This window comes from Williamsia sp. MIQD14 (assembly GCF_051025635.1).
Lineage (GTDB): Bacteria > Actinomycetota > Actinomycetes > Mycobacteriales > Mycobacteriaceae > Williamsia_A.
Genome location: NZ_JBPFDG010000001.1, coordinates 1,544,645 through 1,570,105, shown reverse-complemented (window position 1 = coordinate 1,570,105; position 25,461 = coordinate 1,544,645). Strand labels below are relative to the sequence as shown.

Sequence of the window (25,461 nt, the reverse complement as noted above, 5' to 3'; positions counted from 1 at the left end):
AACCGTTGTGCCCGTCAGTCTCCGAGAACCCGCGGGTCCGGGCCCAGGCCCCGGGTCACCGACTGCCGGCGTAGTAGCGGGCGAGGAACGCATCGCGGTACTCGGCGTAGTTGCCGTCCTCGATGGCCTGTCGCGCCCGGTCCACCAGCGTCACGATGAAGTGTTCGTTGTGGATGGTGCACAGGGTCGCGGCCAGTCCCTCCTTGGCCTTGAAGAGATGGTGGATGTAGGCGCGGCTGTACTGCGTCGAGTAGTTCTCGAGCTCCGGTTCCATGGGCGAGAAATCGGCGCGGAACCGGCTGTTGGTGATGTTGTAGCGCCCATCGAACGAGTAGATCGCGCCGTTGCGCGCCACCCGCGACGGGGACACGCAGTCGAAGGTGTCGATGCCGTTCTCGATGGCGGTGAAGATGTCGTCGGGCTCGCTGATCCCCAACAGGTGCTTGGCCGTATCCCTCGGGAGCTCCTCGTTGACCCATCCGACGATCTGCCCGAGATTCTCCTTCTCGAGCGCCCCGCCGATGCCGTACCCACCGAATCCGCGGCCGCCGGCATCCTGGTCACGGCGGCTCGCCTCCATCAGTCCGCGTGCGGCCGCACGCCGCAGATCCTCGTACTGCGCGCCCTGCACCACACCCCACAGCGACTGCAGCGGCCGGTCGTGACGCTCGCGGGTCAAGCGATTGTGCTCGTCGAGACACCGGATGGCCCACAGCCGGGTGCGTTCGAGCGAATCCACCTGATACGCACGCGTGTTCATCAACGTGGTCAGTTCGTCGAAGGCGAAGATGATGTCGGCACCGAGCTGGTGCTGGATCTGCATCGACACCTCCGGACTGAACCGGTGGGTCGTGCCGTCGAGGTGGGACTTGAAGGTGACGCCGTCGTCGTCGACACGGGCCAGCCGCTCCTTGCCCGGCGCGATGACGTCGTCGTTCTCGGTCTCGCGCACCTCCATCGAGATGACCTTCTTGAACCCCACCCCGAGCGACATCACCTGGAAGCCACCGCTGTCGGTGTAGGTGGGCCCGGGCCAGTTCATGAACCGCCCCAGTCCCCCTGCGGCGTCGACGATCTCGGGACCGGGCTGCAGATAGAGGTGGTAGGCGTTGGCCAGCACCGCCTGCGCGCCGAGGTCGGCCACCGCCTCGGGCACCACGGTCTTCACCGTCGCCTTGGTGCCGACCGGGATGAACGCCGGCGTACGGATGTCACCGTGCGGGGTGCGGATGACCCCCGTGCGCCCCAGGGTCCCGGCGAGCTCGGTGCCGAACGCGAAGCTGTGGTCGGGGGTCGTGGCGGGGGTGTCTGCGTGGTCGGTGGTGTCGGGGTCGGTCACGACTCCCGATCATCCCAGACCGCGTAGATCTCAGACCTCCTCCTACCGCGGGGCGTCACACGGCGGCGCGGGGGCGTCCTCGAAGAACGGCTTGCCCGCGGGCAGCAGGTAGAGCACGTCGAGCACCACCGGCGACGAGGTGAGGTTGCGACCCACGTGGGTGTTCGTCTCGCCCTCGGGTTCGACGATCAACTGGCCCTGGCGGTAGACGACCGGCTTGCAGTCGGCGCCGGGGTGGGTGAGCGTCCCCTGCTTCACGATCCCGATGAGTCGGCCGTCGTGGAAATGCCACCCCGTGGTGCCGCCCGGGGCGATCGTGATCTCGCGGACCGTCGCCTTCCCCGGTCCTGTGATGAACGGCAGGAGCCCGGCAGGGATGTCGGCGCGGGCGAGTTCGACCGCACTGATGCCCGAGCTGGGTGTCGCGTGCGCCGTAGTCACGGGCACACCGAGCGCGACCAGGGCGACCGCAGCCGCCAGAGCGAGTCGCCGGGACGCAGATGTGATGCGGGTCACTGTCATCGGGTCAGACTAAACGCCGCAGCAACGACAACGGCGACGATCGCCGCGATCTCTCGCCGCAATCGTCGCCGTCCCCCGAGCTCACCGCGAGGGCAAGTCCACGTCTGGGGTCAGACGCCGACCTTCTCGCGATGCCGTCCGCCGTCCGGTGTCGTCTCGGCGAGGTACTGGCCCAGCTTCTCGCCCTCGACGTCGACGTTCGGCAGGATCCGGTCGAGCCACTTCGGCAGCCACCACGCCTTGTCGCCGAGCAGCGCGAGCGCCGCCGGGATCACGATCATGCGGATGATGAAGGCGTCGAAGAAGACCGCCGCCGCGAGGGCGAAGCCCATCGACTTGATCAGCGAGTTGTCCTGCAGCATGAAGGCCGCGAACACCGAGATCATGATCGTCGCCGCTGCGGCGACCACACGGGCGCTGTGCCCGAAGCCCTTCTTGATCGCATCCTTCGCCGAGGCTCCGTGGACGTACTCCTCGCGCATCCGGGTCACCAGGAACACCTGGTAGTCCATCGCGAGGCCGAACACGATGCCGATGAGGAAGATCGGCAGGAAGCTCACGATCGGTTGCGGGTTGCCGATGAGGCCCAGGTCGCCGTTCTGGAAGATGGCGACCGTGGCGCCGAAGGTGGCGATGATGCTGAGCAGGAACCCGAGCGCCGCGGTGAGCGGGACCAGGATCGAGCGGAACACCAGCATCAGCAGGATGAACGCGAGGCCGACGACCACCGCGAGATACGGGATGAGCGACTGCGAGAGTCGATCGGACACGTCGCTCTCGATGGCGGTCTGACCCGTCACGCCATAGGTCACACCGTCGGCACGGGTGATGCCCGACTCCGCCGAACGCAGGTCCTTCACCAGCTGCTGGGTGTCGCTCGAACTCGGGCCGCTGTTGGGCAGCACCGTGATCACCGCGGCGTCGCCGGCCTTGTTCACATCGCCCGGGCTCACGAGCGCGGTCTTCACGTCGGGGAGCTGCTTGATCTTCGCGACGACACTGCTGAACGCGGCGTTGCGCGCGTTCGGATCGGAGACCCCCGAGGCGTTCGCGACAACGATCAGCGGACCGTTCTGGCCCGGACCGAAGCCCTCGGCCACGAGGTCGTAGGCCTTGCGCGGCGATGTCGACGGATCGGAGGTGCCGTCGTTGGGCAGGGCCAGCTTCAGGCCGACCATCGGCGCGGCGAGCACGCCGAGAACCACGACGCCGAGCACGAGGGCCACGGCCGGGTGCTTCACGATCTGGTTCACGAACCGCGAACCGTTCGAGACGCGCGGCGTCGTAGAGCCCGCCGACTTCGGGGTGTCGGGTGCGTTGAGGAATCCGACCGAACCGGCGAACGCCTTCCCACCGAACAGTCCGAGCACCGCGGGCAGCAGTGTGAGCGCGACGAGGACGGCCACGAGCACCGTGACCGCGGCCGCGAGGCCCATCGCGGTGAGGAACGGGATGTTGACGATCGACAGCGCCGACAGGGCGATGATCACCGTCAACCCGGCGAACACGACCGCGGAACCCGCCGTGCCGACGGCACGGCCCGCCGCCTCGGCTCGCGTCTTCGACTCGAGGAGCTCGTGTCGGTAGCGGGAGACGATGAACAACGCGTAGTCGATGCCGACCGCGAGACCGATCATCGTCGCCAGGATGGGGGTCTCCTCGCTGAGGCTGAAGAAGCCCGACGCGGCGCTGACGCCCATCAGCCCGATGATCAGTCCGACCAGCGCGGTGAGGATCGGCATGCCCCAGGCGACGAACGAACCGAACGTGATGATCAGGACGACGACCGCGACACCGACACCGATGAGCTCGGAGGTGACACCGATGGCCGGCTGCGGGAGCGCGGTACCGCTCATCTCGACGGTCAGGCCGGCACTGCGGGCCGCGTCGGCGACGGCGGTCTGCTGGTCGTGCGCCTTGTCGGAGACGTCGGTGGCCTGCGTCGCCGTGTAGGACGCGCCGAGTTGGGCGACGGTCGCGTTCGCGTTGATCGGCGACGAGACCGCGGCGTCGGCACGCGCGGCGGCCTCGGACTTGCCGAACGTGTCCTTCTGGAAGTCGACCGAGGTCTGCACGACCTTGCCGGGGTCGCTCGGCGTGCCGAAGGCCTCCGGGCTGAACGGGTTGACGATGGAGTCCGGTGCCTTGACGCCGTCGAACTGCTTCATCGAGGTGACCATCGCGTCGATGGCGGGCTGGTAGTCCAGCAGGGTCTTGCCCTCGGGCGCCTTCAGCACGTACTTGATGCTGATGTCCTGCGAGAACTTCGGCTTCTCGGGGAAGCTCGAGACGAGGCTGTCCTGCGCCTTCTCCGACGGGATGCCGGGGATGGAGAAGCTCGAACTCGACGGACCGGCGAGGGTCGAGCCCGCGACGCCCATGCCGACCAGGATCAGCATCCAGATGCCGATGACCTTGAATTTGTTCGTGAACGCCCACTTGCCGATGCGGTACAAGTATGTGGCCATGGATTCTTTCCTGTTCGACGACGAATGCCGTTGGTGGTGACTCTGTTTCGGATGTGGGGGTCGGGACTCAGGGGTCGGGCGGTGAGTCAGGGATCGGGCAGCGGTACGGCCATCCCGTTCCGCATCTGCTCGAAGGTGCGGTGCAGCGTGGAACGCAGTGCGTCCGGCGACACCTCGCCGTCGAGGTGGTCCTCGAGGGCGACCCGGATGCCGACGGCGGCACATCCCAGGACGAGTCGGGCGTAGGTCAACCCGTCGCGACCGATGGACCGCTGCTCGCACAGCGCCTCGAAGCGGGCCACGATCGGATCGCTGTCACCCTCGCGACTCTTCTTCATCGCGATGGACGGTTCGGTGTCCATCAGCGTCATCAGGTGGGCCAGCGCCCGGGCGTCACCGTCGCGGTCGCAGATCACCTCGATGAACGCGGCGGTGGTCGAGTCCCAGAACCCCTCGTCTCCGGGACGCGCCTCCAGCGCGGTGAAGATGCGATCGATGATCTCCGTCAGATAGAAGCGCAGTGCGTCTTCCTTGCCGGCGAAGTAGTTGTGGAAGGTGCGCGGCGAGACGCCGACCTCGGCGGCGACCGCCTCCACCGAGACGTTGTCGAAGCCCTCCGTCTCGGACAGACGCAGGACGGCGGCGGCGAGCGCCTGCCGCGTCGCCGCCTTCTTCGTCTCCCGAAGTCCCGAGGTCATGCCATCGATCATGATCGAACTTGCGTCATCGCGCAATTTTTCCTACCCGCGCATTTTTGCGTGATCGCTCACTGTGGCCCCAGGTTGTGACCGGTGTCTCATCGGTCACGTTCGCTACGGTGACCGCATGCGAATCCACCGCGTCCGCGCCGCCGTCGTCACCGTCGCCGCGGCAGCCGTCACCCTGGGCCTCGCCGCATGTGGCGACGGGGACACGACCTCATCGGGCAGTTCGTCGGTCGCCGCGAACTCGGCATCGAACCCGTCCGCCGGGACGTCCGGGGGGTCCGACTCATCGGCGGCCATCGACCCGAACGCACCCGCCACCACCGATCCGAGCGCAACCGCGGTGCCTGGCCCCCGACTGCCCGCGGCCACCTCGATCCCGCCGTCCAAGGCGGCGCCCTCCATCGAGGGCACCCGCTGCGACACCGCCAACGGACCCGAGGGCGCGCTGCGGGTCGTCATCTTCCCGGGCGGCTCGGTCGACTGCGGCACGGTGATGCCCGTCGCCCGTGCCTACGGGCCCACCATCTCCACCGGACGCAACCGCACCGTCGACGGGTGGTCCTGCGGGCCGTCGCAGACCACCGGCGTCCTCGCGCGCTGCACCCGGGGCGAGTCGTCGTTCGGCTTCATCCCCCAGTGACCTGAGACGCCGGCCGACAACCAGAACGGGGTCGATCACCCCTCCCACGACAGATCCCCCGCCCGCGCAGTGCGCGAACGGGGGATCTGTTGGCGGTGGCGGGGGGATTTGAACCCCCGGTACGGGGTTACCGCACACAGCATTTCGAGTGCTGCACCTTCGGCCGCTCGGACACGCCACCGCCGAAGACACTACCGCAGGACCCCGGTGAGCCTAAATCCGCTGCTCAGGGGCCATTGGGCGCTGACCGGGTCACTTGCCGGTCAGCTTGTCCTTCACGTCGTCGATCTTGCCCTTGACCGCATCTGCGGCGTCGGCGATCTTCTGCTTGGTGTCAGCGGAGGCCTGGTCGCCCTTGCCCTCGGCCTTCAGCTCGTCGTCGCCGGCCACGCTGCCGGCGGCCTCCTTGCCGCGTCCCTTGAGTTCTTCGGCCTTGTTCTTGGCGTCGTCGGTGATGCCCATGGTTCATCCCTTCGTCGAGCGTGCGAGGACCTCTTCTTCGGCGGTTCTCCTACCGCCACAACCCTCGGGGTCGACGCGCGACCCGCCTCCACCGTGCCACGGCGCCGGACACGCGGCCACGAATGCGGTCATTCGGATCGGTGCGCTCGGAAGAACTCGTGCAGGAGATGGGCGCACTCGGACTCGCGGACACCCGCCCGGACCTGCGGTCGGTGGGTGAGACGGCGATCGCGGACGAGATCCCAGAGCGAACCGACCGCGCCGGTCTTCGGTTCCCACGCACCGAACACGAGACGACCGATCCGTGCCGAGGTGATCGCGCCGGCACACATCACGCACGGTTCGAGGGTGACGACGAGCGTGCAGTCCTCGAGGCGCCACCCGTCCCCGTGGACGGCCGCCGCGGCGCGCAACGCGCGGATCTCGGCGTGCGCGGTCGGGTCGCCGTCGTGTTCGCGCAGATTTCCGCTGCGGGCGATCTCGCGGAGTTCGGCGTCGAACACCACTGCACCCACCGGGACATCCTGTGCACCAGACGATCTCGCGGCGTCGAGCGCCACGCCCATGAGGTCGGCATCTGTCGGCGTCACGGCGCGGTCATCGCCGGCGGTCAGTGACCGAGCGAGTCGAGGACGCGGCCGAGTTCGTCGGCGAAGCCGAGACGGGCGGCGATCATCCCGATCTGCTCGTCGGCGTAGAGGTCGGTGTCGCCGACGATCACGCTCATCACCGAATCGGGCAACCCGAGGTCGGCGAGCACACCGAGGTCGCCCTCCTCCCACGGTTCCACGTCGTCGAGGTCGTCGGAGTCGATGTCGGGGACGTCGATGTTGATGGCGTCGAGGACGTCGGCGGCGATGTCGTAGTCGATGGCGGCGGTCGCGTCGGAGACCAGCAGCCGCGAACCCGAGGGGGCCGGCCGGATAACCACGAAGAACTCGTCGTCGACATCGAGCAGACCGAAGACCGCTCCCGCGCTGCGCATCTGCTTCAGCGACTTCTCGGCGTCGTCGAGGCTGCTCAGTGCTGCGTTGTCCATCGCGGAGACGGTCCACTTGCCCTCTTCGCGAACGACCGCGACGGCGAAGCCATCCAGATCGTCCGAACTCGCAGCAGCCATGTGCGACACCGTAGTCGCACCGTCGGAGTTATCCCAAGCGATGACCCCACCTGCGCCGAGGCGACTCTTTTCGCAGGTGCGACACGATGTGCCACGCTGAGGGCATGTCGGCCGACACCCCAGCACACGACACCTCGCCTGCCGATCCGCCGGCCACGACCGGGCCGGTGTGTGTGCTCGGCCTGGGCCTCATCGGCGGTTCGCTGCTGCGCGCGGTGGCCGACTCCGGACGCGTCGCGTTCGGGTACAACCGGTCCGCGGCGACCGTCTCCGAGGCCACCGCCGCGGGTCACGACGCCGACGACGACCTCGAGCGCACGTTGCGCCGCGCCGCGGAGACCGGTGCGCTGATCGTGGTGGCGGTCCCCGTCACCGCGCTCGACCCCGTCCTCGACGCCATCGCCCGCTGGGCCCCGAATTGTGCGGTCACCGACGTGATCAGCGTCAAACAGGCCGTGGCACAGTCGATGTCGCGCACAGGCTTGTCGACACGGTGGGTGGGTGGCCACCCGATGGCGGGCACGTCGCAGTCGGGGTGGGCGGCCACGGATCCCACCCTGTTCGCCGGGGCGAGCTGGGTCGTCGGCGCCGACGACGGAGTCGACCCGGACATCTGGAGCGCCGTCGCCGACCTCGCCCTGTCGGTGGGTGCGGTGGTGGTGCCGGTGGCGTCCGACGAACACGACCGCGTCGTCGCGGCCATCTCTCATCTCCCGCATGTCACCGCGGCGATCACCGCGGCGGTCGCCGGCGGCGACGGCCGCCTGGCCCTGCGCCTGGCCGCGGGCAGCTTCCGCGACGGCACCCGCGTCGCCGGGACCGCGGTGCCGTTGCAGCGCGCGATGCTCGAGGCGAACACGACCGCGCTGCTGGGCGCGATGGACGAGGCACTCGACCGGTTGACCCGCGCCCGCGACGATCTGCGGGACAACGGTTCGGTCGAGGTCGTCGTCGATGACGGCCACCGCGTCCGCACCCGCTGGGAGGCGATGACCTCGACGACGGCGCCACCGATCACCGGAGTGAGCATCGGCGCGACGGGCTGGGCGGCGGAACTACGCCGTCAGGCCCACCTCGGTCGCGTGTGGACGAACGAGTCGCGGACTCAGATCCGCTCGGCGAGTCCCTCGTAGTCGCGGACGAAACCGGTGTCGTCGGTGGTGACGGTCGACGAACCGACCGGTGACCGGACGGCGATCGAGTCGGCGCCCGAGTCGTAACTCACCGTGGCCGGGGCGACCGTCCCCTCGGGGAGGTAGAGGTAGACGACCGGGACCTGGGTCTGTGTGGGATCGCGGTGCAGGTCGAGGCGACGGATCGGCAGGGCGTTGAAGAACGGGCTCAGCACCAGGTCGACGTCCTGCGCTCCACCGAAGTCGCTGCGCTCGGTGCCCTGAGGGGTCTGCACCAGCCAGTTGTTCTCGCCGTCGCGGGTGATCGAGATCTGCGTCTCGCCGCCCGCCCTGGCCAGATGCACCGACAACCGCCGGGTGACACCCGCGTCGTTGGTGAGCAGATCGTAGGTGGCCGAGAACGCCTCGTGGGTGTCGGTGGCCGCGCCGATGATCTGTCCGAACGCCTTGATGCGCAGACCGGTCACCTGGACGCGGACCTGCTCGAGTCGGGTCGCGTCGACCCCGCGCCAGGTGAAGACCTTCTTGAAGTCGTCGCCGGAGGACGACACCTCGGTCACGTCACGGTCGGACACATCGCGGTCGGTCGCACCCGGGGCTGCAGGCGCGGATCCCGGCGTCGGGGAAACCTGTGGAGAACTCACCCCTCTACGGTAGGCGACCGAGGCCGCTCACGAACAACCGTCGGGCGAACCCATCCGACCGGGCGTGCCCCTCAGCGGCGACGTGCGGTGACCACCACGTAGGGCGAGTCGAAGGCGATGACGCCGTCGGTGTCGGTGTGCGGCGCGAGCGCCACCTCGAACGCCGACAGCAACCGGTCGTGCTGAATCTCGCTGACCCGGTGCAGCACGTCGACGTGCATCGGCGACTCCTCGGAGATGAAGTGCATCGCGGTCTCGAGGCTGCCGAACCGCCACGTGTGGACGCGGTGGTCGATCTCGACGGTGTCGAAGTCGCCGGCGAGGCGGGCACGGATGGTGTCGGGCACGCCCCAGTCGTCGGGCGAGTGGTCTCCGCCCGCGGGCGCGTCGGCGGGTCGCGGCGGTCCGAGCACCGAGACGATCGGGTCGTAGAACGGGTTGTGCGTCGCGCGCACCCACGAGGTGAAGCCCAGGGTTCCGTCGGAGCGCAGGAGTCGGGCGATCTCGGCGACCTGCGCCCGCGGCTCGACGAAGATGATGCCCATGCTCGAGAGGACGACGTCGGCGGAGTCGTCGGGCAGTCCGGTCGCCGACGCGTCGGCTCGCACCCAGGTGATCGGTTCCGATTGCGCGGCATCGGCTTTCGCCGCGGCCAGGCCGAGAAGGTCGGCGGTGATGTCGACACCGGTCACGCGGGCACCGGCCCGTGCCGCGGCCAGCGCGACCGATCCGGTGCCGCACGCGAGATCGACGACCTCGCGGCCCTGCAGCGGACGGAGATCGTCGACGGTCGCGACGAGTTCGGCGGCGACACCGGCTATCCGTTCACCGACCGCCTCGTATCGTCCCCGCGCCCACATCTGCTGCGTCACTCCATCGGCCGCCATGGGCCCACCCTAGTCGCGCGGTTCGATCGGTATGCGCACCTCGAAGGTGGTGGCACCGGGCTCGGATTCGACCCGGAGGCTGCCCCTGTGCTTCTTCACCACGATGCGCCAGGAGATGTCGAGGCCGAGCCCGGTGCCCTGCCCGACCGGCTTGGTGGTGAAGAACGGTTCGAAGATGCGGTCGCGGATGTCGGCGTCGATACCCGGCCCGGTGTCGCCGATCTGGATGAGAGCGGTGTCGCCCTCACGGCGCGTGCGGATGGTGAGGGTGCCCGCGCCGTCCATCGCGGCCACCGCGTTGTCGATGAGGTTGGTCCACACCTGGTTCAGCTCGGCGGCGTACATGGGGATCGCCGGGAGCGCGGGGTCGTACTCCTTCACGACCGTGAGGTCGCCGATCTTGCGGCCCAGCATCACCAACGTGCTGTCGAGCAGCTCCCGGAGATCGGCCCGCTGGTAGGGGGCGCGATCCATCTGCGAGTACTGCTTGGCCGCGTCGACCAGTGTCGACACCCGGGTCGTGGAGTCGGCGATCTCGTTCATGAGCAGCTCGGTCTCGATGGTGTAGTTCAGCCATCGGATGGCGCTGTCGAGCAGCGCGTCGTCGTCGACGCCGGCACGGACCTTGTCGAGCCACCCGACGTCCATCCCGGCGGCGACGAAGGTCGGCGCGAGGTCCCAGCCCCCGGCCACGCCACGGGCGTCGAACCAGTCGGCGAGCTCGTCCTCGCGGTCGGCGGCCTCCATCGGTGACAGCGTGGGCGCCTTGGCGACGAGCTCGGCCGCCTCGTCCTGCAGCCGGATGAGGCTGGTCATCGTCTCGTGGTCGTAGGTGCCCGACGCGATCATGCCGAGCTTGCGGCGCATGTGCGACACCCGGTCGCGCAGACTCGCCGTCGCGCGGACCGCGGCCGCTGCGGGGTTGTTCAGTTCGTGGGTCAGGCCCGCCGACAGCGATCCGAGCGCGAGGAGTCGCTCGCGCTGATCCATGATCTGCCGCGAGCTCTGGTTCCCGAAGAACAGGCCCTCCAACAGGTGGACGGCCATGGGGAACCACTCGCGGATCAGTCGACCGAACACGTCGGCGTCGAGGACGAAGAACCTCGACGGCACCAGCACCCGCGCCGACGCGGGGTAGGTCTGCGACGCGCGCTCCCCCAGATACGCCTGCCACGCACCGGAATACACGCCCGGCTGCGAGGTACGGCTGATCTCGATGTCCTCCCCGCCGGACAACTTGCTCATCACCATCTCGCCCTCGATGAGCACGTAGAAGCAGGTGGCGTCATCGCCCTCGGCGTACACCGGTCCCGGTTCGATGAGCTCGACATGACCGTTCTCGCACAGTGTCTGCAGCTGCGCCTCGTCGAGCTTCTCGAAGAGGAAGAGCATGCGGAGTTCGTCGGGGCTGCACGTGGTGGATGTCATGGTCGTCTGATTTCTGCTGTGTCGGTGGGTGTGATGATCGGATGGTGTTGTTGTGAAACGCTTTTCGTGGTCAGGGGTTGGCGATGTATCGGTGCACCAGCATGACCGCCATCGCTCCCTCGCCCACCGCCGAGGCGACGCGTTTGGCCGACTGCGACCGCACGTCGCCGGCGGCGTAGACCCCGGGAACGCTGGTCTCGAGATGGTGCGGCATGCGGTCGAGCGGCCACCGTCCGACACCGCTGTCGAGCAGATCGGGACCCGAGAGGATGAACCCGTGCTGATCGCGCGCGAGCAGGCCGTCGAGCCAGTCGGTGCGCGGCGCGGCCCCGATGAACAGGAACAGGAATCCCGCGTCGACCGAGTCGATGTCGCCGGTGGTGTTGTCACGCAGACGGATCGACTCCAGGTGGTCGGTCCCGTCGACCCCCACGACCTCGGTGCAGGTGCGCACGTGGACGTTGGGCGTCTTCTCGATCTGCGCGACGAGGTAGTGCGACATCGACGCCGCCAGCGACGGCGCCCGCACCACGATGGTGACCGACCGCGCGCCACGGGCGAGGAACAGCGCACCCTGGCCGGCCGAGTTGGCGCCGCCCACGATGTAGACGTCCTGATCGGCGCAGCGCGCCGCCTCGGTCACCGCCGATCCGTAGTAGACGCCGCGCCCGGTGAGTGCCTCGAGTCCGTCGGCGTCGTGCTGCCGGTACGAGACCCCGGTCGCGAGGATGACGGTGTGGGCGTCGACGCTGGTCCCGTCGTCGAAGCGGACGGTGCGCGCAGATCCGTTGGTCTCCAACGCCACGACGTCGCGGGTGGTGATGAGCTCGGCACCGAACCGTGTGGCCTGACGACGGGCCCGGTCGGCTAGCTGCGCCCCGGACACGCCGTCGGGGAACCCGAGGTAGTTCTCGATCCGTGAGCTCTGGCCGGCCTGGCCGCCGGTGGCGGTGCGTTCGACGAGGACCGTCCGCAGGCCCTCCGACGCCCCGTACAACGCGGCACCGAGGCCGGCGGGTCCGCCGCCGACGACCACGAGGTCGTAGAACTCGCCGGACGGGGATGTCTGCAGCCCCAGGTGGGTGGCGAGTTCGGAGTCGGTCGGCGTGACCAGGGCGGTGCCGTCGGCGCAGATCACCGTCGGCAGCGCGGTGGCGTCGAGACCGGCCGCACCGAGCAACCGTGCACCCTCGGGCTCGTCGGCCATGAACCACCGGTAGGAGAGCTGGTTGCGCGCCAGGAACTCCCGCACCTCCGACGACCGCGGGTCCCAGCGGTGCCCGATGACGCGGGTGTCGGTGGCGGGCCGGTTGTCGGTCTGCGACCACGCCTCGAGGAGCGCGTCGACGACGGGATAGAGCTTCTCCTCCGGCGGATCCCACGGCTTGAGCAGGTAGTGGTCGAGATCGACGAGGTTGATCGCGTCGATCGCCGCACCGGTGTCGGCGTAGGCGGTCAACAGCACCCGACGCGCCATCGGGAACAGGTCCATCGCCTGTTCGAGGAACTCGATGCCGCTCATCATCGGCATCCGGTAGTCGGCGAGGATCAGCGCGACCGCCTCACCGCGCAACGTCATCTCCCGCAACGCATCGAGCGCCGACCCCGGCGACTCGGCGCGGATGATGCGGTAGCGCTCGCCGTAGCGTCGACGCAGATCCCGTGCGACGGCACGCGACACCGACGGGTCGTCGTCGACGGTGAGGATGGACGGCTTCGCCGGAACGGCGTTCGGGACGGGTGCAGACACTGCGGACCTCTCGAGGGTCGGTTGCCGCGCATCCTCTGACACCGCGCGCGACGCAACGTCGCTCATTGTGCGCCGATCCTGCCCCCGATGGGGGGTCACCGACCGGTCTTCGCGCAGGGCGAACACGGTCCTCGCGGGGTGGCCGAACGCACATCCGGTGCCCGCCGGGGGCGTGCCACGATGGATTCATGAGCACGCTCGAGGGCTACCCGGTGACCGCACCCGACCTGCGGCGACCGGTGTTCCTCGACCAGCGCTGGGACGACCTCACCTTCGTGCACTGGCCGGTCGCCCCGGAGAACGTGGCGCACCTGTTCCCCGAGGGCACCCGCCCGGACGTGTTCGACGGCGTCACGTGGGTGGCCCTGGTGCCGTTCGTGATGAACTCGATCGCGCTGGGCCCGTCGACACCACCCGTGCCTTACCTCGGTTCGTTCCTCGAGACGAACATCCGCCTGTACTCCGTCGACGACGCCGGGCGGCACGGCGTTCTGTTCCGGTCGCTGGAGACCGAACGCCTCGCAGTGGTCCCCGCGACCCGCATCGGTCTCGGTATCCCCTACACCTGGGCGAAGATGCGAATGACCCGCGACGGCGACCGCATCACCTACGACAGCACCCGTCGATGGCCTCGGCGCGGTCTGCGCAGTCGACTCACCATCGACGTCGGCGAGCAGGTGACGCCGACCGATCTCGAGATGTGGCTCACCGCCCGATGGGGCGCACACACCCGCGTCGCCGGACACACCTGGTGGGTACCGAACGAACACGAGGCATGGCCCCTGCACGCCGCCGACGTGGTGGAACTCGACGACGACCTGCTCGGCGCGTCGGGGGTCATGCCCGCCGGTGACCGCCTGCGCGCGTTGTGGTCACCCGGCGTGCGGACCCGCTTCGGACGTCCGTCCCTCGTGGTCTGACCGCGACCCGTGCCGGATGGCGTGGTCGACGAGATCGCGCGCGGGCCCGCGTAACCCGCGATCGCGACCCCAGATCGCCCGCAGCGCCCGCGGCATCGTGACACCGTCGATCGCGACCGCGACCAGCGTCCCGCGGCGGAGGTCGTCGCGCACCGACAGCGACGACAACACCGCCGGTGACCCCGAGCTCAGCATGGCCGCACGGACCGCCGAGACCGAGTTCAGTTCGAGCATCGGTTCCTCCGGAGCGTGCCCGGCCGCGATCATCGCGTCGGTGAACACCACCCGCGTCCCCGAGCCGGATTCGCGCTGCACCAACGCCGTACGCGCGACGGTCGACGGCGCCACGCGACCTCGGCGCGTCCAGGGGTGGTCCGGTGGCACCACGAGCACGAGCTCGTCATGGTCGACGACCCGCGACGTCACGCCGTCGGCGGGGCCGGTGGTCTCGGCGGCGTCCTCCACGAAACCCACCGCACACTCCCCGGCCGCCACGCGGGCACGGACCTCGGTGCTGTTCACCGGCGACACGCGGACCTTCACCTCGGGGTGCGAATCACGCAGCCCCACCACCCATTCGGGCATGAGGTACTCGGCGATCGTCATCGATGCCGCGACGGTGAGGGTCGCCGACCGCTGACCCAGCAGACTGTCGACGCCGGCCGAGAAGCGTTGTGCCTGTTCGAGGATGGCCGCGGCCCACTCGAGCATCACGACCCCCTCGGTGGTGGGCTCCACCCCGGTCGTCGAGCGTCGGAAGACCGCCATCCCGGTCTCGCGCTCGGCGGCGTGCACGCGGGCGCTCACGGCCTGCTGACTCATCCCCAGTTCGCGCGCCGCGGCGTTCATGCTCCCGGCGCGGGCGACGGCGACGAGGACGTCGAGGGTCGCCAGCTCCGGGACGTGCGCGGGCACCACCATGTGCGCCGACGCTACAACCCCGGTTCGGTGGGTACAAGCTGCGTTTGTATCCCTACAAGATCGCACCGTCTACCCGCGGACCCCGTGCTGGGTGATCGTGAGGACATGACCGCACCGCTGATCACGTTCCCCACCCCGTCGACGGCGGTCGCATCGACCACGGCACGGCTCGCACACATCACCCCGAACTGGTTCACGACGGTGATGGGGACCGGCATCGTCGCGGTGGCGGCCGCCGAACTGCCGATCGACGGCCCCGGTATCCGCGTGCTCGGCACCGCGATGTGGTTGCTGTCGGTGGTGGTGTTCCTCGCGGTCTCGACGGCGTTCGCGCTGCACTGGTCGCGCCACCGCGGCTGTGCGCGTGCCTACGCCCGTCACGAGACCCTGGCGCACTTCTACGGTGCGCCGGCCATGGCGGCGATGACGGTCGGCGCGGGAACCCTCCTCCACGCCGCACCGATCATGGGCTCGACCGGCGCACTCCTCGCCGACGCCGTGCTGTGGACGGCGGGGACGGCCGCGGGAGTGGTGACGCTGCTCGTCGTCGGTGCCGGCTCACTACGGCGCCCCGGCCGGGGTGGGCCGGCCGCGCCGACCCGGATGATGTCGGTGGTCGCGCCCATGGTCTCGGCCTCGACCGGCGCGCTCCTCGCCGCGCACATCGCCGACGCCGCGGCGGCACACCTGATCCTCGTGATCTCCGTGATCATGTTCGCCGCTTCCCTCGTCGCCGGCGGGGCCACCGCCGTCGCCGTGGTCGGACGGATGGTGCGCGTCGGTGGGCCACGGGGTGCCGCGGCACCGACCGTGTGGATCCCGCTCGGGATGATGGGCCAGTCGGTCACCGCCGCGGTGGCCCTGGGCGCGGCATACGACACCTCGGCCGTGCACGCCCTCGCCCTCGGCGCCGGGGGCGTGTTCGCCGGTCTGGCCGCCGTCACCATCGCCGTCGCGATCACGGTCACCGCAGGTGCCGCACGGCGCGGACTGCCGTTCTCGATGACCTGGTGGAGCTTCACCTTCCCGGTCGGCACCTGTGTCACCGGCGCGAGTGCGCTCGGGAAGGCCACCGGATTCCGAGCCCTCGACGACATCGCCGTCATCGGGTTCGTGATCCTGTTCGCGGCGTGGGCCGTGGTCGCGACGCGGACCATCACTGCGGTGTCGCGCGGCGACCTGCCCGCCGCACCCTGACGTCCGCGCTCGCGGCATCGTCGGTCGACCGGCCGCATCTGCACGGGTTCCCGCGCGCGCCGTACGCACCTGCCCATAGAGTCGCCACGTGCCGATCGCCGCGACAAGTCCCCACACCGCGGCGCGGGCACTCGCCCTGCTCCTGATCTGCGTCGGCGTCGTCGGACTGGCCGGATGCGGTGACGACACGGCACCGGCTCCCACCGCGTCGAGCAGCTCGTCGGCCGCCCCGAGTGACCCCGCAGGCTTCAGCGGCGTCTACGAGGCACTGCTCACCACCTACCGGATCAACGGTCGACGTCCCGCCGCCGGCGAGCCCGAGTCGCAACCCACCACCCGCCGATGGATCGTGCAGACCCGGTGCGACGGCCCCGGCGACGGCTGTGTCAGCGTCGCCGCGGCGACCGCGCCCACGGCCAGCAACCTCAATCGACGGCGGATGGTCTTCGTCCACGAGGGCGAGAAGTGGACGCGGGTGACCGAGACCGTCACCCGCACATGCCGACCGACGGGAACCGACTCGGTGGTGAACGAACCGTGGGTGGGCATGCAGGAGAGCGAGTTCCGTGCGACGGGCTCGTCGGCGACGGGCTCGTCCCAGCCCCAGCAGATCACCGACCTCGACGGTGTCGTCGACACCTATCAGGGCGGCAGTTGCGCCCAACTCGTCCGGTCCCGTATCCGTCTGCACCGCGTCGGCGACCTGCCGGCAGGAACCGCGCCGCTGCCGAGAACCCCTGTCGTGGCCGCGCGCACCGACGTCCCGGGGGCCGGCCTCCGCGGGCGTTACGAGGTGGCGCAGACGACGGTCTCGGCGCGCCCGGCGAGTCTGGCCCGCCGGTTCCCCGCGACCAGCGGCGAGGCGAGACTCGCGCCGGTCTGCCTGCGTGACGGCAGCCGCTGCATCACCGCCCTCTACTCGACCGAGGGTCAGTACCTCTCCGCATTGTCTTTCCGCTCGAGGGGTTTCGAGCGCACCACGACCGGGGTGCCGGTCACGTGTACGAACGGTGCCTCCGGTGTCGCCCGGGCCAACGAACGTGTCGTGCCGCCCGCGAACGCGTCCCTCCCCCTGCAGTCGGTGGGCGGACCGGGCACCACCACCTACCTGACCGGATGCACCGGCTCGGTGTCCCGCCGCACCACGCTCACCCGCCTCGGCGACTGATCACGTCCGCACTCCGTCGGCGGCCGCACCACACACCGGCCCCGGAATATCGGGGGACGCGCGATGGCTGCACCTACCGGCCCGGCGCGACGCCCGGCCTCGCAGAACGAGGAGAACGCACATGAAGATCGGCATCATCGGCGCAGGACTCATCGGGGGAACGCTCACCCGCCGTCTGCGTGAACTGGGCCATCAGGTCAAGGTCGCCAACTCCCGCGATCCCCAGACGCTCACCGAACTGGCCTCCGAGACCGGTGCGCACGCCGTGTGGGCGCGTGACGCCGCCGAGGACGCCGACCTGGTGATCCTGTCGATCCCGCAGAAGAACGTCCCCGACCTCGCCGACGACCTGTTCGCGGCACGCAAGCCGGGCGCCCCCATCATCGAGACCAACAACTACTACCCGCAGCAGCGCGACGGATTGATCGCCGCGATCGAGGACGGGCAGCCCGAGAGCGCCTGGGTCGCCGAACACATCGGCGAGCCGGTGGTGAAGGTGTTCAACGGTATCTACTGGAAACACCTGCTCAGCAAGGGTGTCCCGGCCGGAACCGAGGGCCGTATCGCCCTGCCGATCGCCGGTGACGACGCCGATGCGAAGAAGATCGTGTCCGAACTGGTCGACGATCTCGGTTTCGATCCCGTCGACGCGGGCAGCATCGCCGAGTCGTGGCGTCAGCAGCCCGGCCAACCGGTCTACGGCAAGGACTTCGGCCCCGACGACGCGCGGAAGGCACTCGCCGAGGCGAGCCCCGAGCGCACCGATGAGTGGAAGGCGACGTAACCGGCTGTCGTGGAGCACAGTTGACGGCCGGGCCGCCGTCACCGAGGTGGGCCCGGCCGGCGGCAGATCGCCATCTGTACCGTTGACGACGATCATCCGACCGTTCGACGCGAAGGAAGGATCTACATGTCGCAGCCCACAAAGCTGCCGAAAGACCCCGACAAGGGGTACGTGGCACTCCTCGGATGGAGTCTCGCCGCCGTCGAAGCCCTCGAGGGATTCGATCGCCGATACGTCGTCGTCGCCCCGGAATGGGCGCAGGAGTACTGCACCACCCACGACATCCCGTTCCTTCCCTGGAACTTCGAACGACTCAACGACCGCTCGCTCGAGATCGCGGAGACGTTGCGCGACATGGGCGTCGACGTCGCGATCCCGCTCTACGAGGAGACCGTCGAGTGGGCCGGCGCCATCAATTCCGTTCTGCTGGACAACCCTCGCCTGTTCGGTCAGGCGATGCTGTTGCGCGACAAGGCCTTGATGAAGCGACGCGCCCAGCTCGGCGGTATCCGTGTCGGCATCTTCGAGGAGGCGCACGACCGCGAGGACGTCATCCGCTTCCTCCGGCGGGTCAACCAGACGCTGCTCAAGCTCGACGGCGACCCGAACGACCCGATCCACCTCAAGGCCTTCGACAAGGCCGGCTGCCTCGGGCACCGGGTGATCCGGACCCCCGACGAGGTCGACTCCATCCCCGACGAAGAGTTCCCGGTGCTGATGGAATCCCACCTCGACGGCTGGGAGTTCGCGGTCGAGGCGTGGATCCACAACGGCAAGATCAAGTTCCTCAACATCTCCGAGTACGTCACGCTGGGCTACTCGGTGTTCGTGCCGGCCACCCCCGAGTTGGAGAAGTACCGGCCTGCGATCACCGCGCAGATCGAGAAGCTCATCAAGACCTTCGACATCGAGTTCGGGTTCATCCACCCGGAGTACTTCGTGACCAGCGACGGCGAGATGTACTTCGGCGAGGTCGCCTACCGGCCGCCGGGCTTCAAGGTGTTCGAGCTGCTCGAGCGCGCCTACGGTTTCAACGCCTATCAGGGCCTCGCTCTCGCGTTCGACCCGAAGACCACCGAGGAGGAGATCGACGCCTTCTTCCCGAAGGAGGTCGTCGACGCATCCGGTGTCGCGGGATGTTTCGGCGTGTACCCACGCCGCCGCGTGGTCAGCAATCTGCAGATCCCCGAGATCACCGCCGAGGACGATTACTACGAGACGAACGACCTCGCGCCGCCCCTGGAGGAGACCGTCACCAAGCGCACCGCGTTCGGGACACACTGGGGTCTGCTGTACTTCTTCGGTGAGGACCCGTACCGGATGCGGGACCTGCTCAAACAACAGGAAGAACTGGACTTCTACGTGTGAGGCAGGAACTCGGGAGCGACCGCAGCGGACCGACGCAGTCGATGGACCCCCATCCCGACGCCGCCGGTGACGGGTCGGGTTCGGTCGACGTCGAGGCACCAGTCGACCCGGCGCTGACGTCGCGGCTCGCGCAGCTCGATCACGCGACCGCGGCTCTGCGCGACGCCCCGGAGTTCACCAAGAACACCAAGGTCCGTCGCGTCCTCGACGGGCTGCATCGCGTACTCGGCCAAAAGGGTGGCTGCGCGGCCATCCGTGACCGGGCGGGTGCGCTCGACGAGGCCGGGCTGTTCGCCGGGACCGATTGGGCCCACCCGGACATCCTGGTCCCAGGCTTCGTGGGCACCAGTCTGCGCAGCGGCCACGCCGACACCGTCACCCTCGAGGCGACGAGCGAGCTGCGGCTGGTCGCGATCGCGGCCGGGGAGTACACCCATCCCGCCGTCGACGCCGGAGACGCGAAACGGTTCCTGTCGCAGGTGTTGGCGATGAACCTCGAGGTGCTCTTCTCGCCGCCGTCGGAGGCCGAGCGGGTTCGACTGGGCAAGACGGCGTACGTGATCCGCGATCTGTTCGGCTACGTCGCCGAGCAGATCGGTTACGACAGCGTGCTCGACGAACTCGTCGACGAGATCTGGCGGATCCTTCGTCAGCGGCCGATCCAGGTCGACCAGGTGAAGGCGATCGTGACCCGCATCGCGATCTATCGCGACGACCCGTCGGTCGACCTCGGGGCGTCGGGGCAGGGACTCGACCGGTTGATCACCGCACTGTTCGGCACCACCGACGCGTGCCGCGAGGATCCGGGCGTCGAGGTGTACCGCTCACGACTCGAGGTGATGGACGCCGGCGGATTGCAGTTCGAGGCAGGTGGTTTCGCGCGCGCCATGCACGACACCGGCCTGGTGTCGCCGTACCACGCGACCCTCGTCCGCCACCTCACCGAGACCAACGCCCACCTGCTGCCCGAGGCGTTGGGGTTGTCGGAGGTGGGTCGCACCTCGCTGCAGCGACACCCGGAACTGGTGTCGCGGTTGATTATCGAGGCCGTGCACCCGGAGACCGCGCAATGCCTCTACGGCCTGGCGCTGATGCTCGACCGCGGCATCCTGCACCAGCCGCCGATCGTTCCCTCACTGTGGCGGCAGCTCGCACTCACGTTGTCGGACAAGGCATCCGCACGACTGCACGCGGCGTTCGGCTCGAACCCGAGCCCCGAGTCGCGCCTGTTGGGCGGGTTGCTGTCGATGCTGGGTCAGCCGCTCGGCGTCGGGCAGGGTGACAACCCGACGTGTCAGTCGGCCCGCGCACTGTCGATGTGGGCCTACAACGATCCCGACTACCTGTTGCAGATGGTGGTGTGGGCCGCCCGCGACGACGAGATCGTGATGCACTTCGAGGGCAAGGCGCTGTCGTCGACCGACAGTGTCAGCGGGGTCGCCACCAGCGACCCCATCGATCTCGACCCCGTGTCGCTGCTGCTGGTGCCCTACCTCGACCGCATCTACGCCGAGATGGTCCGCCAGTGCGCCGGCCGCCCGGGCGATCCGCACCGCTGGGTGAACCCGGAGTTCCACGGATGGTGGTCGGCCCGCGACTTCCACATCGATGTCGACGTCGAGACCGGCAAGCTCGTCGACCTCGACGGGTTCCTGCGGCAGTTCCACGCGTCGTACCACCCGGCCTACAACGGCGATCAGCCGCTGATCCACCCCCAGCCGGCCGGTGTCGCGGTGACCGACAGCGCCGCCCGCTACGTCGGCTGGCACGCGATCACCATCCTGCGCGTGGCCGCCGACCCCGACGGCGTCATGCGGGTGTACTTCTTCAACCCCAACAACGACAGTGGCCAGGACTGGGGCGACGGTGTCGTGGTGGGCACCGCGGGCAACGGCGAACGCCACGGCGAGGGGTCGCTCCCGTTCGACCAGTTCGCCTCGCGGCTCTACATCTTCCACGCCGACCCGCTGGAGAACGGCGAGCCGCAGAACGTCCCCGCCGAGGACATCGACCGCATCGTCGGCTTCATCGAACGCAGCTGGGGCGCCGACCGCATGCCCGACGACCACCCCGCGAGCACATGACCCGCCCGTGGGGCACGTGACACCCGCGGTTGAGCACGTGACTGCCTCAGTGGGGCACCCTCTGATCGCATGAATCTGGTCCCGAAGACCGGCGCCGGTACATCTGTTCGGGTAGACGTCGGTCCATGCACGCGATCGACACGAAGACACGTACCCGTGGCGTCGGGACAGGCGATCGCCTCGCCCGGATAGTCGTCGCGGCCGGTGTCGTCCTGTTCGTGGGCCGCGGCATCGACCGCGTCGTCCATCCGGCGTTCTGGGCAGAGGACGGGGCACAGTTCTTCTCCGAGCAGATCAGCCGCGGCGGCCTCGACGCCCTGACCATCCCCTACGCGGGCTATCTCCACGTCATCCCCAGGCTCACCGCCCTGGTGTTTTCGCCCGTCCCCTTCACGCTGGCGCCACTGCTGTACGCGGTCACCGCGGTGGTCGTGGCACTCGGACTCTTCTCGATCGTCCTGTCACCCCGCCTCGCGTGGCTCCTCCCGACTCCCCGGGCAAGAGCGGTCGCGTTCACCCTCCTGTGCGTATCGCCGGTCCTCAGCGAGGTGTACGGCAACATAGCCAACCTCATCTTCGTGGGCGGTGTGGGTCTGTTCCTCATCGCGATGTGCGACGACCCGACATCGCGCGGGGGGAGGGCGGCCGAGGTCGTCGTCGTCGCACTGTTGGCGACGAGCGGTCCTGTCGTCGTGCTGTTGCTCCCGGTGCTGATCTACCGGTGGTGGCGGGTGGGTCGGTCGGCCCAGTCCGCGGTCGTCGCTGCGGTGGCCATCGCGGGAGCGGTGATGCAGACGATCATCTACGCGTCGTCGTCGCGGACGACCCCCGGTGGTGGTTCCGTGGAGGTGGCCGTACGTGCGGTGATCGAACGGGTTGCCGGTGGTTGGCTTTTCGGGTTCAGCAGCCTGTTCCATCCCGATGGCGGACCACTGCTCCCCACGGTGGTCGCCACGGCGTGGATCGTCGCGGCGTTCGCCGTGACCGTGGTCGTGCTGCGCCGCGATGCCGTGGCACCGTGGTTCTCGCTCCTGGCGCTGACCGGCGCGGCGAGCTACGCCTACGGCGCGATCTTCGTGTCCGGCGCGCTCGCCGGTCAACGTCATCTGGTGACACCCGTGGCCATCGTGATCGTCCTGCTCGTCGCCGCGGCGAGCCGATCGGGCAGCCGAGCCGGTCGCGGTGTCGCCGTCGTGTGCCTGGTCCTCGGGGTGCTGGGCGTCGTGGCCTCGCTCTACCTGTCCGCGCATCCCGACCCTGCCGACCTGAGAGGTCTGACCAACTGTCGTGAGACCGCGGCCCGTCTGTGTTCGACGCCGATCGCGCCGTCGGGCTGGGGGGTCTACCTGAGTCGGTGAGCGGCGATCACCGGCTCGCACCCCACCCTTCGCCCCGCCCGGTGCGGCAGCCGATAGTGGGGACATGAAGTACCTCGACATCGCCACCGTTCCCGAGCCCGCGTCGAGCATCGTGCTGGGCCTGATGCGCATCGAATCCCTCGACGACGAACAGATCCGCACCCTCGTGGAGACGGCGCTCGACGCAGGCGTCACCGTGTTCGACCACGCCGACATCTACGGCAGCGAACGCCATGCCTGCGAACGCAGGTTCGGGACGGCGGTGTCGTTCACGGCCGCGCAGCGCGAACGGATGCTGCTGCAGAGCAAGGTGGGTATCCGCGACGGGTTCTACGACTTCTCGACGCGGCACATCCTCGACACTGTCGACGAGTCCCTCGACGCCCTGCGCACCGATCATCTCGATCTGTTGCTCCTGCATCGTCCCGACACCCTCGTGGAACCCGACGAGGTCGCCGCCGCCTTCGATGCCCTGCAGTCGGCGGGCAAGGTCCGCGCGTTCGGCGTCTCCAACCACACACCCGGCCAGATCGCGCTCCTGCAGACGGCGGTGACACAACCTCTGGTGGTGAATCAGGTGCAGCTGAGCGTCACCCATGCGCCCCTCATCGCCGCCGGCGTCGCTGCCAACGTCGGCGGCCTCGATCAGTCGGTGAGCCGCGACAACGGGCTGCTCGACCACGCGCGCGTCCACGGCATCACGCTGCAGGCGTGGTCGCCGTTCCAGTCCGGTGTCGACGGGCGCGGTGTGTTCGTCGGCGACCGCGAGAACTACGCCGAAGTCAACGACGTCCTCGACGACCTCGCGGCCGAGTACGGCGTGGCACCGACGGGCATCGCAACGGCCTGGATCACGCGACATCCGGCGAACATCCAGGTGGTGCTCGGCACGACCACGCCGTCTCGGGTGCGTGAGGCCGCGGCGGGCGCGGACATCACCCTCACCCGCGAGCAGTGGTACCGCCTCCTCCGCGCGGCCGGACACACGCTGCCCTGACCGAGTGCGCGCCGCCCGTTCACACACACGGCCACCACGGCGCGCGGGCGAACGGTGGGCGCGCGCAGGCGTCGACAGAGCCCCGAGAACGAACGAACCCGCCGACGCGAGTGCGTCGGCGGGTTCATCGTGGGAGTGCGCCCGAAGGGATTCGAACCCCTAACCTCTTGATCCGTAGTCAAGTGCTCTATCCGTTGAGCTACGGGCGCGTGCTTTTCAGTTGTGGCGGTCCGACCCCGCGAGGGACCGATGCCGTGGCGGAGGCGAGAGGATTTGAACCTCCGGTCCCGTTTTAGCGGGACAATTCATTAGCAGTGAATCCCATTCGGCCGCTCTGGCACGCCTCCAGCGAGTCCTTGCGAACTGCCGAACGCAAAGGTTACACACGGGTTGACTTGCGGAGCAAACCGGTTGGTGACGTGGCGATATGCCGCCTAGATTTGAGCACGTGACACCACGAATCCGTCCCGATCTGGCCACCGTGCCCGCCTACGTGCCGGGCAAGACGTTCCCCGGATCGGTGAAGCTCGCCAGCAACGAGGTCACCTTCGGGCCGCTGCCCAGCGTCGCCGCGGCGATCGCCGACGCCGCCACCTCGCTCAACCGCTACCCCGACAACGGCATGGTCGAGCTGACCGAGACGCTGGCCAAGAAGCTCGGTGTGACGCCCGACAACATCCAGACCGGCTGCGGCTCGGTCAGCCTGTGTCAGAACCTGATCACCATCACCACGACACCCGGCGACGAGGTGCTGTTCGGTTGGCGGTCGTTCGAGACCTACCCACTCGCGACCCGGGTGGCCGGCGCGACACCGGTCCAGATCCCGCTCACCGGCGACCACAGCTACGACCTGGCGGCGATGGCCGAGGCGATCACCGACCGCACCCGTCTGATCTTCGTCTGCAATCCCAACAACCCGACCGGCACCGTCGTGACCGCCGACGACCTCGTCGACTTCCTCGACCGCGTGCCGCCGGAGATCGTCGTCGCGCTCGACGAGGCCTACATCGAGTACGTGCGGCCGTCGGAGGCGCAGAGCTACGACGCGATCGAGCTGCACCGCCGATACCCGAATCTGGTCGTGCTGCGGACGTTCTCGAAGGCGTACGGGCTCGCGGGCCTGCGCGTCGGCTACGCCATCGCCGACCCCACGGTGATCGACGGCCTCCGTCGCGTGCACGTGCCGTTCAGCGTCAACACCCTGGCGCAGGCCGCGGCCGTCGCCTGCCTGGCCGCCGACGACGAGCTGCTCGCCCGGACCGAGGCGGTGGTCGCCGAACGCGACCGCGTGACCGTCCGACTCCGTGAACTGGGCTACCGCGTCGCCGATTCGCAGGCCAACTTCGTGTGGATCGACCTCGGCGAGGACGCCCTCGACTTCGCCGCCGCGAGCATCGAGAACGGCGTCGTGATCCGCCCCTTCGCCGGCGACGGTGTGCGGGTGACGGTCACCGAATCCGCCGAGACCGACACCTTCCTCACGTTCGCCGAGACCTGGGCCCGCGAGCACGGGATGAGCGGGCATCGCTGACGCACCGGGGACGCGAGGCCTCGGATTCGCCGA

Annotated in this window: 23 protein-coding genes and 3 tRNA genes; 11 read left to right on the top strand and 15 right to left on the bottom strand. The window is 69.0% G+C overall.

What is annotated here, in order from left to right:
• Positions 1–55: 55 nt before the first annotated feature.
• From tgt to ACQ7HM_RS07005, 4 genes are all read right to left on the bottom strand, one after another.
• The gene (gene tgt / locus ACQ7HM_RS07020; protein WP_434215482.1) at positions 56–1,339 is read right to left on the bottom strand and encodes a tRNA guanosine(34) transglycosylase Tgt; all 1,284 of its coding nucleotides are present in this window, start codon (positions 1,337–1,339) and stop codon (positions 56–58) included.
• A 42-nt stretch (positions 1,340–1,381) separates the two neighbouring features.
• Entirely contained in the window at positions 1,382–1,861 is a 480-nt protein-coding gene (locus ACQ7HM_RS07015; RefSeq protein ID WP_434215481.1) for a cupin domain-containing protein, read from the bottom strand.
• 110 nt (positions 1,862–1,971) lie between these two features.
• Positions 1,972–4,329, bottom strand: coding sequence for an MMPL family transporter (locus tag ACQ7HM_RS07010; protein WP_434215480.1), 2,358 nt, complete (start codon positions 4,327–4,329; stop codon positions 1,972–1,974).
• 86 nt (positions 4,330–4,415) lie between these two features.
• Positions 4,416–5,027, bottom strand: a complete 612-nt coding sequence (locus tag ACQ7HM_RS07005; RefSeq protein ID WP_434215479.1) for a TetR/AcrR family transcriptional regulator — start codon at positions 5,025–5,027, stop codon at positions 4,416–4,418.
• A gap of 127 nt (positions 5,028–5,154) precedes the next feature.
• Between ACQ7HM_RS07005 and ACQ7HM_RS07000 the strand changes: the two genes are divergently transcribed.
• Positions 5,155–5,676 (top strand): hypothetical protein, encoded by a 522-nt coding sequence (locus tag ACQ7HM_RS07000; protein ID WP_434215478.1) that lies wholly within the window; start codon positions 5,155–5,157, stop codon positions 5,674–5,676.
• Between the two features lie 90 nt (positions 5,677–5,766).
• Here the strand turns inward: ACQ7HM_RS07000 and ACQ7HM_RS06995 are convergent.
• The 4 genes from ACQ7HM_RS06995 to ACQ7HM_RS06980 form a co-directional block, all read right to left on the bottom strand.
• Positions 5,767–5,857, bottom strand: a tRNA-Ser gene (locus ACQ7HM_RS06995).
• A gap of 71 nt (positions 5,858–5,928) precedes the next feature.
• The gene (locus ACQ7HM_RS06990; protein WP_434215477.1) at positions 5,929–6,138 is read right to left on the bottom strand and encodes a CsbD family protein; all 210 of its coding nucleotides are present in this window, start codon (positions 6,136–6,138) and stop codon (positions 5,929–5,931) included.
• Positions 6,139–6,266: 128 nt separating this feature from the next.
• On the bottom strand, positions 6,267–6,704 hold the full coding sequence (locus ACQ7HM_RS06985; protein ID WP_434215651.1) for a nucleoside deaminase: 438 nt from the start codon (positions 6,702–6,704) through the stop codon (positions 6,267–6,269).
• A 44-nt stretch (positions 6,705–6,748) separates the two neighbouring features.
• The gene (locus ACQ7HM_RS06980) at positions 6,749–7,258 is read right to left on the bottom strand and encodes a tRNA adenosine deaminase-associated protein (protein WP_434215476.1); all 510 of its coding nucleotides are present in this window, start codon (positions 7,256–7,258) and stop codon (positions 6,749–6,751) included.
• 104 nt (positions 7,259–7,362) lie between these two features.
• On the opposite strand from ACQ7HM_RS06980, the gene ACQ7HM_RS06975 reads away from it, so the two are divergent.
• Positions 7,363–8,391, top strand: coding sequence for a prephenate dehydrogenase (locus ACQ7HM_RS06975; protein WP_434215475.1), 1,029 nt, complete (start codon positions 7,363–7,365; stop codon positions 8,389–8,391).
• Here ACQ7HM_RS06975 and ACQ7HM_RS06970 read toward each other — a convergent pair.
• The 4 genes from ACQ7HM_RS06970 to ACQ7HM_RS06955 form a co-directional block, all read right to left on the bottom strand.
• Positions 8,364–9,035 carry a putative glycolipid-binding domain-containing protein gene (locus ACQ7HM_RS06970; RefSeq protein WP_434215474.1) on the bottom strand — a complete coding sequence of 224 codons (672 nt, stop codon included), beginning with the start codon at positions 9,033–9,035 and terminating at the stop codon, positions 8,364–8,366. The two genes, ACQ7HM_RS06975 and ACQ7HM_RS06970, sit on opposite strands and share 28 nt — an antisense overlap.
• Before the next feature lie 71 nt (positions 9,036–9,106).
• A complete protein-coding gene (locus ACQ7HM_RS06965) occupies positions 9,107–9,922 on the bottom strand; it encodes a class I SAM-dependent methyltransferase (protein WP_434215473.1) in 816 nt (271 codons plus the stop codon).
• Between the two features lie 9 nt (positions 9,923–9,931).
• Entirely contained in the window at positions 9,932–11,350 is a 1,419-nt protein-coding gene (locus ACQ7HM_RS06960) for an ATP-binding protein (protein WP_434215472.1), read from the bottom strand.
• Positions 11,351–11,420: 70 nt separating this feature from the next.
• Positions 11,421–13,166, bottom strand: coding sequence for an FAD-dependent oxidoreductase (locus ACQ7HM_RS06955; protein ID WP_434215471.1), 1,746 nt, complete (start codon positions 13,164–13,166; stop codon positions 11,421–11,423).
• Positions 13,167–13,288: 122 nt separating this feature from the next.
• On the opposite strand from ACQ7HM_RS06955, the gene ACQ7HM_RS06950 reads away from it, so the two are divergent.
• The gene (locus tag ACQ7HM_RS06950; RefSeq protein WP_434215470.1) at positions 13,289–14,020 is read left to right on the top strand and encodes a YqjF family protein; all 732 of its coding nucleotides are present in this window, start codon (positions 13,289–13,291) and stop codon (positions 14,018–14,020) included.
• Here the strand turns inward: ACQ7HM_RS06950 and ACQ7HM_RS06945 are convergent.
• Positions 13,973–14,941, bottom strand: coding sequence for a LysR family transcriptional regulator (locus ACQ7HM_RS06945; protein WP_434215469.1), 969 nt, complete (start codon positions 14,939–14,941; stop codon positions 13,973–13,975). The two genes, ACQ7HM_RS06950 and ACQ7HM_RS06945, sit on opposite strands and share 48 nt — an antisense overlap.
• A gap of 105 nt (positions 14,942–15,046) precedes the next feature.
• Here ACQ7HM_RS06945 and ACQ7HM_RS06940 point away from each other — a divergent pair, with 105 nt between their 5' ends.
• From ACQ7HM_RS06940 to ACQ7HM_RS06910, 7 genes are all read left to right on the top strand, one after another.
• The gene (locus ACQ7HM_RS06940) at positions 15,047–16,138 is read left to right on the top strand and encodes a C4-dicarboxylate ABC transporter (RefSeq protein ID WP_434215468.1); all 1,092 of its coding nucleotides are present in this window, start codon (positions 15,047–15,049) and stop codon (positions 16,136–16,138) included.
• Between the two features lie 88 nt (positions 16,139–16,226).
• The gene (locus ACQ7HM_RS06935) at positions 16,227–17,306 is read left to right on the top strand and encodes a hypothetical protein (protein WP_434215467.1); all 1,080 of its coding nucleotides are present in this window, start codon (positions 16,227–16,229) and stop codon (positions 17,304–17,306) included.
• Between the two features lie 67 nt (positions 17,307–17,373).
• Complete coding sequence (locus ACQ7HM_RS06930; RefSeq protein WP_434215650.1) at positions 17,374–18,090, top strand: NADPH-dependent F420 reductase; 717 nt, start codon at positions 17,374–17,376, stop codon at positions 18,088–18,090.
• A gap of 126 nt (positions 18,091–18,216) precedes the next feature.
• Positions 18,217–19,458 carry an ATP-grasp domain-containing protein gene (locus ACQ7HM_RS06925; RefSeq protein WP_434215466.1) on the top strand — a complete coding sequence of 414 codons (1,242 nt, stop codon included), beginning with the start codon at positions 18,217–18,219 and terminating at the stop codon, positions 19,456–19,458.
• 41 nt (positions 19,459–19,499) lie between these two features.
• Positions 19,500–21,542 carry a hypothetical protein gene (locus ACQ7HM_RS06920; protein ID WP_434215649.1) on the top strand — a complete coding sequence of 681 codons (2,043 nt, stop codon included), beginning with the start codon at positions 19,500–19,502 and terminating at the stop codon, positions 21,540–21,542.
• Between the two features lie 125 nt (positions 21,543–21,667).
• Complete coding sequence (locus tag ACQ7HM_RS06915) at positions 21,668–22,900, top strand: hypothetical protein (RefSeq protein ID WP_434215465.1); 1,233 nt, start codon at positions 21,668–21,670, stop codon at positions 22,898–22,900.
• A 64-nt stretch (positions 22,901–22,964) separates the two neighbouring features.
• Positions 22,965–23,897, top strand: a complete 933-nt coding sequence (locus tag ACQ7HM_RS06910) for an aldo/keto reductase (RefSeq protein ID WP_434215464.1) — start codon at positions 22,965–22,967, stop codon at positions 23,895–23,897.
• 136 nt (positions 23,898–24,033) lie between these two features.
• On the opposite strand, the gene ACQ7HM_RS06905 is transcribed toward ACQ7HM_RS06910, so the two are convergent.
• Positions 24,034–24,106, bottom strand: a tRNA-Arg gene (locus tag ACQ7HM_RS06905).
• A gap of 46 nt (positions 24,107–24,152) precedes the next feature.
• Positions 24,153–24,244: transfer RNA gene (locus ACQ7HM_RS06900), tRNA-Ser, on the bottom strand.
• Positions 24,245–24,345: 101 nt separating this feature from the next.
• Here ACQ7HM_RS06900 and hisC point away from each other — a divergent pair.
• Positions 24,346–25,428 carry a histidinol-phosphate transaminase gene (hisC, locus tag ACQ7HM_RS06895; RefSeq protein ID WP_434215463.1) on the top strand — a complete coding sequence of 361 codons (1,083 nt, stop codon included), beginning with the start codon at positions 24,346–24,348 and terminating at the stop codon, positions 25,426–25,428.
• The last annotated feature ends 33 nt before the right edge of the window (positions 25,429–25,461 follow it).